Source organism: Mesorhizobium sp., assembly GCF_017306585.1.
In the GTDB taxonomy this organism is placed as follows: domain Bacteria; phylum Pseudomonadota; class Alphaproteobacteria; order Rhizobiales; family Rhizobiaceae; genus Mesorhizobium.
Genome location: NZ_JAFKIC010000028.1, coordinates 1 through 9,249, shown reverse-complemented (window position 1 = coordinate 9,249; position 9,249 = coordinate 1). Strand labels below are relative to the sequence as shown.

General features: G+C 63.5%; 9 protein-coding genes. 7 read left to right on the top strand and 2 right to left on the bottom strand.

The genetic code is table 11. From position 1 onward, the window contains the following. The 7 genes from J0I79_RS01000 to J0I79_RS00970 form a co-directional block, all read left to right on the top strand. The coding region (locus J0I79_RS01000; RefSeq protein ID WP_292854525.1) for a peptidoglycan DD-metalloendopeptidase family protein at positions 1-988 on the top strand (988 nt) is incomplete at its 5' end. Between the two features lie 225 nt (positions 989-1,213). Then, complete coding sequence (locus J0I79_RS00995) at positions 1,214-2,653, top strand: FAD-binding oxidoreductase (protein ID WP_292854522.1); 1,440 nt, start codon at positions 1,214-1,216, stop codon at positions 2,651-2,653. Beyond that, positions 2,650-3,393, top strand: coding sequence for a FadR/GntR family transcriptional regulator (locus tag J0I79_RS00990; RefSeq protein ID WP_292854520.1), 744 nt, complete (start codon positions 2,650-2,652; stop codon positions 3,391-3,393). Before J0I79_RS00995 ends, J0I79_RS00990 begins: the two co-directional genes overlap by 4 nt. Beyond that, positions 3,390-3,833 (top strand): VOC family protein, encoded by a 444-nt coding sequence (locus J0I79_RS00985; RefSeq protein ID WP_292854517.1) that lies wholly within the window; start codon positions 3,390-3,392, stop codon positions 3,831-3,833. Before J0I79_RS00990 ends, J0I79_RS00985 begins: the two co-directional genes overlap by 4 nt. An 85-nt stretch (positions 3,834-3,918) precedes the next feature. Beyond that, positions 3,919-4,947, top strand: a complete 1,029-nt coding sequence (locus J0I79_RS00980; protein ID WP_292854528.1) for an ABC transporter substrate-binding protein — start codon at positions 3,919-3,921, stop codon at positions 4,945-4,947. A 68-nt stretch (positions 4,948-5,015) separates the two neighbouring features. Beyond that, positions 5,016-5,816 (top strand): ABC transporter ATP-binding protein, encoded by an 801-nt coding sequence (locus tag J0I79_RS00975; protein WP_292854515.1) that lies wholly within the window; start codon positions 5,016-5,018, stop codon positions 5,814-5,816. After that, on the top strand, positions 5,813-6,568 hold the full coding sequence (locus J0I79_RS00970; RefSeq protein WP_292854513.1) for an ABC transporter permease: 756 nt from the start codon (positions 5,813-5,815) through the stop codon (positions 6,566-6,568). The genes J0I79_RS00975 and J0I79_RS00970 overlap by 4 nt, the downstream gene beginning before the upstream one ends. A gap of 59 nt (positions 6,569-6,627) precedes the next feature. Here J0I79_RS00970 and J0I79_RS00965 read toward each other — a convergent pair whose 3' ends face one another. After that, the gene (locus J0I79_RS00965; protein WP_292854510.1) at positions 6,628-7,851 is read right to left on the bottom strand and encodes an amidohydrolase; all 1,224 of its coding nucleotides are present in this window, start codon (positions 7,849-7,851) and stop codon (positions 6,628-6,630) included. Then, positions 7,838-9,016 carry a M24 family metallopeptidase gene (locus J0I79_RS00960; protein ID WP_292854507.1) on the bottom strand — a complete coding sequence of 393 codons (1,179 nt, stop codon included), beginning with the start codon at positions 9,014-9,016 and terminating at the stop codon, positions 7,838-7,840. The genes J0I79_RS00965 and J0I79_RS00960 overlap by 14 nt, the downstream gene beginning before the upstream one ends. Positions 9,017-9,249 lie beyond the last annotated feature (233 nt).

The window sequence follows — 9,249 nt, the reverse complement described above, 5'->3', positions numbered from 1 at the left end:
CCGTGATATGCAGACGCAGTCACCGAAACAGATCAGGGACATCCGAGGCAACGAGGTCGGCATCGTTTTCCAGGAGCCGATGACAGCGCTGAACCCAAGCCTGCGCATCTGGCGCCAGATCGCCGAGCCGCTGGTGCGTCATCGCCGGATGTCCTGGAGCGCCGCCAAAGCGCAGGCGATCTACCTTCTCAAGAAGGTCCGCATCCCGGATGCAGAGACCAAAGCCGAGGCCTATCCTCACCAGCTCAGTGGGGGTATGCGCCAGCGTGTCATGGTTGCTATCGCGATCTCCTGCGAGCCAAGACTCATCATCGCGGACGAGCCGTTCGGGATCGAGAACGAGCAACTCACCCGCATCAGCACGCTTGCCGACAACGCCTATAAGAGCGCCGATGCCATTCAGGAGGCACTGCAAGCCGCGGGCCTTCCGGTCGACAGCGATTTCGGCAAGGGCGAAAGCGATGTCGGCGGACCGCTTGTCCCGCTCGACAGTTCGATGATGTTCGACAGCAAGGTTAGGGAACTCGACGAGGCGCTGGATACGCTCGATCACCTCAAGAAGGAAGCGCGCCAGCTGCCGCTTGCCAACCCCGCCCCCGGCCACTCCGTCACCAGCCCGTTCGGCGTGCGCACCGACCCCATACTCGGGACGGCGGCGTTGCATACCGGCATGGATTTCAGGGCGCCGATCGGCATGGAGGCGCGGGTCACCGCGCCTGGCGTCGTCACCAAGGCCGGCTGGAACGGCGGCTATGGCCGCATGGTCGAGGTCGATCACGGCAATGGCTTTGCCACCCGCTACGGGCACTTGAGCGAAATCGACGTGACCGTCGGTGAAAAACTCGACGCCGGCGCCATCATCGGCAAGACCGGCAGCAGCGGCCGTTCGACCGGACCGCATCTGCATTATGAAGTCCGCCACAATGGCGAAGCCATCGATCCGCTGCGCTTCCTCACTGTCGGCAAGAAGGTCGCCCAGTACCTCTGAGGTTAGCCGTCGCCGACCTCTCACCCGCTCGGATAACTCCGGGCCAGCCGCTCGAACCAGGCCGAGCGGGCTAATCATACGCCCTACCCTCCTTCCCAGACATCTGACCTCGGCGACCGTAGAGGCGGTTTACCCACCGCCCCTTCGACCCATTCCCATTGACAGGTTTTAAGTTGTAGGATGATATGTATAACCATATATGCAAACACTAACGCCGGCCATTGAATGACCACCCACGGCATCTCGCCTGAAATAGTCGCCGCGCTGGCGCACGCTCTCGGGCAAGGCGGCGTAACCACGGACGCCGCCGATATGGCTAAGTACCTCGGGGATTGGTCAGGCGATCATCGCGGCGGGGCGCTCGCGGTGCTGAAACCGGCTTCGGTCGCCGAAGTACAGGCGGCTGTTCGGCTGTGCGGCGCGCTCGGACTGACAATCATCCCGCAAGGCGGCAATACAGGGCTAGTCGCAGGTGCGATTGACATCGGCACGGTCGGTGGCGCGGTCATCATCAGCCTGGAACGGCTGAACAGGATCCGCCGTGTCGACGCTGACAATTTCACGCTACAGGCCGATGCCGGCTGCGTATTGCAGCATATCAAGGACGCGGCCGAAGATCAGGACTGCCTGTTTCCGCTGGCGCTCGGCGCGCAGGGCAGTTGCCAGATCGGCGGCAATGCGGCCAGCAATGCCGGCGGGGTCAATGTGCTGCGCTATGGAATGGCCCGCGATCTCATCGTCGGCCTAGAGGTGGTGTTGCCGGACGGCGAGCTATGGAACGGCTTTTCCGGACTGCGAAAGGACAATCGCGGCTACGACCTGAAGCAGCTTTTCATTGGTGCCGAGGGAACGCTCGGCATCATAACCGGCGTTGAAGTGAAGCTGTTTCCGAGACCCGGCAAGGTCGAGAGCGCCTATCTGGGGCTGCCTTCGTTCGAAATGGCTATCGCGCTGTTCAGGCAGGCCCGGCGCGCAAGCTCCGACCTGATGTCGGCCTTCGAGATCATCGGCGCGGAATGCATGGACCTTGCGCGCCTCGCCGACCCGACCATTGTCGCGCCGGTGAATGCGCCTGTTCATGTGCTGATCGAACTGTCGTCGAGTGCCGCGATCGACCTGCGCGCATTGCTGTTGGATTTCCTTGCCGACACGATGGAAAAACAACTCGTCACCGACGCAGTCCTGGCCGAAAGCGGTGCACAGGCCAGGGCGTTCTGGGCCATCCGCGAGGGGCTGGTCGAGGGCCAGGCCAAGCGCGGCTACCATGTGCGGACCGACCTTTCGGTGCGCATCTCCGATATCCCGGCCCTGGTTGCCCAAGCCCGCCAGTTCGTCGCGCGAGAGCACCCGGGATGGATTTCACAGGCCTACGGCCATGCCGGCGACGGCAACATTCATTTCAACGTCCTGCCGCCGCTTGATCTTCCCGAGCCGGATGCGCGCGCCAGGGGCGTCGCCATCACCGCCGGCCTCTACGACATCGCCAGCGCGCTGGGTGGTTCGATCAGCGCCGAGCACGGTATCGGCCGCACGCGCCAGCGCGCCTATTGGGCTGGAATGTCTCCTGTCCATCGCCGGCTGGTTACCGCCCTGAAAGGGGCTATCGACCCAAACGGATTGATGAATCCCGGCTGCCTCTTTGCGGAGACGGAGACCCGTTCATGAAACAGCGACTGGCAGCCATCGGCACCGTCGAGGCACTCCCGCACCGGGTCGCGGCTTTCCTCAGCCGCGAGATCGAATCCGGCGACCTCAATCCCGGCAGCCTGCTGCCGACGGAGCAGCAGCTTTCGGAGAAGTTCGGCGTCAGCCGCAACGTGGTGCGCGAGGCCATCGCGCAATTGCGCGCCGACGGCATGGTGGAAGCACGGCAGGGCATTGGCTCCTTCGTGCTTGCGCCGGAACAGCGCGCAGCGATCCGCATCGACCGCGAGGCGCTGAAGGATGGTCAGAACATGGAGCGCCTCTTCGAGCTGCGCTGCATCCTCGAGGCGGAATCAGCAGCGCTTGCCGCCGAGCGGCGGGACCAGGACCATCTCGACGCCATCAAGGCGGCGCTTGACCGGATGAGCGGCGAGGAGCGCTGGGAAGACGGCAGCATCGACGCCGATCTGCTGTTTCATCGCGAAATCGCCCGCGCCACCGGCAACAGCTACATCCACACCTTCATCTCGTTCGTCTGCGAACAGATACGACGCTCCATCTACTACGCGCGGCAAACCAACCCGTTGCACGACCTCGTGGAGATCAATGTCGGCGAGCATGTGCGCATCTACGAGGCGCTGGTCGCGGGCGACCCTGCCGCGGCCGAGGTTGCGATGCGCGCGCATATCATCGGCGCGGCCAACCGCGTCGGCGTCAAGCTGCCGCTTTCGCGCGGCGGCCGACTCAGCGAAGGAAAATGAGCATGGCTGTCGCAAGCGTAACCAGAATTTCCGATGTCTGCCTTCTGGTGGAGGACATCGACAGGACTGTCGATTTCTATGTCGAGAAACTCGGCTTCCGTCTGCGCCGCCGCGCCGAGGGCTTCGCCGATTTCCATGGCGAGGGGGTGACCCTGGCCGCCTGGGAGATCGACCACATCAACCGGCACACCGGCGTATCGAATGCGAGATCGCCGCGCCATGCGCACAAGGTCTGTGTTGCCGTGCTGCTCGACAAGCCAAGCGAGATAGACCGGCTGCACGGCGAACTCAGCGCCAAGGGCGTGCCGTTTTATGGCCCGCCCGAAAACTACGTCTGGAACGCGCGCTGCGCCTATTTCACCGACCCGGACGACACGCTTTGGGAACTCTACGCCTGGCTCGACGGCGGCCCCGGCGACTACCACGACGAACAGCCGTAGACGACATCGCGCCAAAGGGAACGGCGCGCAATGAAGAGACGAGACAGTCTTGCAACAGGAGCGAAAAATGAATGGGAACCATCACATGAACCGACGCGGCTTCATGAAGTCCGGTCTGGCGGCTGTCGCCGCGGCATCGGCAGGAATGCAGCTGGTTTTGACGCCCGGAGCGAAGGCCGCCGGAAAGGTCGTCATCCAGTATGACTGGCTGATGTCCAATGGCCAGATCGGCGACATCGCCGCTGTCGCCAATGGCTACTTCAAGGATGCCGGGCTCGATGTGGAATTCAGCCCCGGCGGGCCGAACGCCTCGACCGTGCCGCCGGTGATTTCGGGCGCCGCACAGCTTGGCCAGTTCTCCGAAACGCCACAGCTTTATGCCGCGCGCGCCAGCGGCGTGCCGGTCAAGATCATCGCCTGCGGCTTCCGCACCGGCCCCTACGCGCTCACCTCGAAGGGTTCTAACCCGATCAAGGGCGTCGCCGACCTCAAGGGCAAGAAGATCGGCATCCAGCCGACGGCGCGCTTCGTCATGGACGAGATCCTGGCCAAGAACGGCATGAGCGCGTCCGACGTCACCGTCATCAATGTCGGCTTCGACAAGGGACCGCTGGTGCGCGGCGATGTCGACGCGATCGGCGGCTGGATCACCAACACGCAGGCGCTGAGCGTGGTCGGCGACGACCGCATCGACCTTCTGGTGCGCGACCTCGGGCTGGCCTCCTACGCCGATGTCTATTTCGCCACCGACGCGGCGATCGAGAAAGACCCGGAGACGCTGGCCAAATTCATCGGCGCGGTCGCCAAGGGCTGGGGCTGGGTGCACGCCAACCCGCAGGAAGCCGTGAAGAAGATGGTCGCCGCTTACCCCGAAATGGATCTCGGCTGGGAAGAAAAGACCGTCAACCTGGTGCTGAAACTCTCCTTCGACGCCACCACCGCGAAAGATGGTTGGGGCACGTTTGATCCCGCTTCGATCGAGGAGCAGTTGGCCCTGCTCGACAAGGTCGGCCAGTACCCGAACGGCAAGCCGGCAGCGGCGGATGTCTACACCACGAAGATCCTGGAACTGTCGGCCGCCGATCGTCCCAAGCTCGACGCGCCCGCCACCTAGAGCATGATCACAAAAAGTGGGAACTGGGTTTTGGAAGAGATCATGCTCCAGCAAATAGCCAGATCAGCATGACGATCAAACGTCATGCTGACATGGTACCGAACGCGATCGAAGCCAGCCGTCTCGATGTCGGCTATGGCGGCCGCATCGCGGCCGTCAAGGTGCTCTCCGGCCTCGACCTCACCGTCGAGGCTGGATCCTTCCTGTCGATTCTCGGTCCATCTGGCTGTGGCAAGTCGACCCTGCTGCGCGTGGTCGCCGACCTGCTCGATCCGCTCGGCGGCACGATCAGCGTGCTCGGCGACACGCCGCATGCGGTCCGCTCGCGCCGTGATGTCGGTTTCGTCTTCCAGGATTCCACTTTGCTGCCCTGGCGAACCGTGCGTGACAATGTCCGCCTGCCGCTTGGCGTCGGACAAGGCAGCCTGACCCGCAGAATTGAGGACCGCAGCGACGAGTTGCTCGAACTGATGGGGCTTGCCGGGTTTGGCGAGCGCCTGCCGCATCAGCTTTCCGGCGGTCAGCGCCAGCGCGTGGCGATCGCCCGCGCCTTGCTCGGCCAGCCGAAACTGCTCCTGATGGACGAACCGTTCGGCGCGCTCGACGAAATCACCCGCGACCGCCTCAACGACGAACTTCTCAATCTGTGGCGGCGCACGGGCACGACAATCCTGTTCGTCACCCATTCGATCGCCGAAGCCGCCTATCTCGGCGAACGCGTCATCGTGCTCGCCGCCAATCCCGGGCGGCTGGTCAAGGATCTGGACATGCGGCCGCTCAAGCAGGACGGCAACCGGTGCACGCGCGAAGATCCTGCCATCGTCGCCGCCATGGCCGAACTGCGCACTGCACTGGAGCAGGCATCATGAGAGCGGCGCCTCTGTCTCCGCAACTGGCGATCGCGCTGCCCGTTCTCGGCGCGGCGTCGATCCTGCTCGCCTGGCAGTATCTTCTGCCGCTGCTTGGCGTGCCGGCCTATATCGTGCCGACGCCAACAGCCATATCGGGAGTGTTTCAGAAGAATTTCGCGCTGCTGATGGACAATCTGAGGCCAACGCTGATCGAGGCGCTGGCCGGCTTCGTCATCGGCAATCTCGCCGCCGTCCTGCTGGCGGTGCTGTTCGTGCACAGCCGCATCCTGCAGGCCGCCTATTTCCCGATCGTGCTGTTCTTCAACACCATTCCGATCCTGGCGCTGTCGCCCATCATCATCCTGATCTTCGGGCTCGGCATGACGCCGAAGATCGTCATCGCCGCGGTGATCTGCTTCTTCCCGACGCTGGTGAACATGATCCGCGGCCTGGATTCGGCCAGCGACAACGAACACGAGCTGTTCCGGGTGCTGTCGGCGACGCGCTGGGAGATTTTCTGGAGCCTGCGCCTGCCGCGTGCCTTACCGATGCTGTTCTCCTCGCTGCGGATCGCCTCGGCGACGGCGGTGATCGGCGCCATCGTCGGCGAATGGATCGGCTCGGACAAGGGTCTCGGCGCGCTGATCATCCAGGCGACGTTCAACTACCAGTCGGACCGGCTTTACGCGGCAATCGTGCTGTCATCTTGCCTGTCCATCGCGCTGTTCTGCGTCGTCGTGCTGGCCGAACGTCGGGCCATCAAATACTGAATGGACGCCTGTTGCCGGCTCGTGCGAACCGGGCACGAGCCGGCGCCGGGTTGTTTCGATCAGTCCGGCTGCGCCGACAGGAACCGCGTGACTGCCGTGGCAAGCGTTGCGGCACCAACCTTCAACGCGGCCTCGTCGACGCGAAACCGGGGATGGTGAAGCGGGTAGATCGATCCAGCGGCCTCGTTGCGGATTCCGAGGCGGAAATAGACCGATGGGCGCTTCTCGCTGTAGTACGCAAAGTCGTCGGCAATCGTCCATCCCGACATGTTGAGAACGTTTTCAGCTCCGACGCAGGCCCTGGCGCTGGCGGAAATGAGCTCGGCCATTTCGCCGTCATTGACGACGCCGGGTTCGCCCTCGTGGATGTCGACTTGCACGCTTGCGCCGTGGCTGGCCGCGATACCCTCCAATATCTCGCGAACGCGGCGCCTTGCCCGTTCGCGGGTGGCCGTGTTGCCGCTGCGAATGGTGCCTTTCAAGGCGACCTTGCCTGCGATCACATTGTAGGCGCTGCCGCCATTGATGCCGGTCACGGAGATGATGAGCGGATCGTACGGGTCGATCTCGCGCGACACGATCTTCTGCAACTCGCCCACCATGGAGCACGCCACAGCGATCGCATCGATCCCCTCATAGGGCTTCGCCGCATGCGCGGCCTCGCCGGTCACAACGGCATCGAACGTGTCGCATGCCAGCGTGTAGGGACCTGAACCGACCGCTACCTTTCCAGACGACGTGTACGGATCGACATGAAGGCAGATCGCCGCGTCGATGTCGTCAAGCACCCCCTCCTCCACGACACGTTTGCCGCCCGATGGTTCATCCTCCTCCGCCGGCTGGAAGATCAGCCGAACGGTCCCGCCGAAGTCCGCCCGCGACCGATGGAGATGGGCGGCCACCGCGAACCCCATCGCGGCGTGCGCATCGTGGCCGCAGGCGTGCATCACGCCGGGATTTGCCGAGGCAAAGTCGACACCGGACTCCTCCTCGATTGGCAAGGCATCGATGTCGGCGCGAATGGCAATCTTGCGATTGGACGGCTTGCCGGTGCCGACGATATCCACCGCCAGGCCAAAGCCGGCGACATCGCGAACGCCTGATATCCCCTGATCCGCCAGGGCCTGCCTGAGATAGCGCTGCGTATCGACCTCGCGGTTCGACAGTTCCGGATTGCGGTGCAGATGGCGGCGGATCCTGATCATCTCATCGAGAATGCCGGCGCCGATTTCCACCGCGCCGGGACCATCATCCGAAGCTGTCAGGTCCTCAGGATTTGACATGAATCTCTCGCGGGAATCGGGTCAGGGTCTCATGGCCGGTTTCGGTCACCAGGATCGTCTCGCTGACCTCGATACCCCAGCCATCCATCCACATGCCGAGGATGGAGTGAAGGACATTGCCCGGGACAAGCACGGTCTTGTCGCCCGGCCTGAGGCTGATCGTGTGTTCACCCCAGTCCGGCGGATAGGCGACGCCGATGGAATAGCCGATGCGCGATTCCTTCTTCAGGCCGTGGCGCTCGATAACCTTGCGCCAGGCGCCTTCGACCGCTTCCGCCGTCGTTCCCGGCCGGACCGCGTCGAGCACCGCATCCATGCCTTCGATCACGGCCTTCGCAGTCTCCGAGACGCGCGTCGGCGTCTTGCCCAGCTGCATCGTTCTGGCCAGCCCCGCGGCGTAGCGACGGCAGACGCCGGCAAGTTCCAGCGCGATTGTCTCATTGTCTCCGAACCGCCTGTCGCTCCACATGATGTGCGGGGCCGAAGCGTTCTCGCCGCCAAGGATCGTCGGCGGAAGAGCGGTGATGTCTCCGGCGAAATCCGAGCTGCCAGCGATCTGCGCCGCCTGGATGGCGGCGATCGCATCGCATTCGCGCACGCCGGGCGCGATGACGTCGTAGGCTCGCGCGACGGCGGCCTCGGCCAGGGTGGAGGCCTTGCGCAGATAGGCGATCTCGGGCGCGGTCTTGACCGCACGTATCCAGTTCACGAGCAAATCGGCATCATGCCATTTCGCGTTGGGCAGTCCGGCGACAAGCCGCGCATGTGCTTTCGGGGAGAAATAATAGGCTTCGAGTTCGATGCCGGTGTGCCTGTTCCCCCAGCCCTTGGCCACGATCCAGTTCGCGATCCAGTCCATCGGGTGGCGGTCGGCACGCTGGACATGATCTTCGGGGAAACCAACCACGTTCTCGGGCTTCATCCAGGCCGTCAGAAGGCCGCCCGCGGCATCCATGGCGCGGCCGATCCAGACCGGCTCGACCTCCTCGATGGGAACCAGCACCACCTGCGGCGTGTAGAAGGACCAGCCGTCATAGGCGGTGATGTAGTGCTGGTTGGCAACATCGTTGACGATCAAGAGCTCAAGGCCGCGTTTCGCCATCTCGGCGCGGATTCTGCGAAGCCGCTGCTGGTATTCGTCGCGGGCAAACGGCAATTCGATCATCTCTGCTCCATGCTTTGCTGGGTCAACGGTTGCGAGGCTCGCCTACCCTTGTAGCTGTTCTTGCGTGGCGGCAATCGGCCAACAGCGACATGTGGACAGGTCCTCGGCGCGATGTCTCGGCCATCTCCTCAGGGTGCCCAAGGCCGCCGTCGATTTATTTTTGAATTCCATTTGACTGAATAAATCTTTGGTGCTTACCTTACGTCAGCTGGGGGCGCAAGGCATGGCATTGC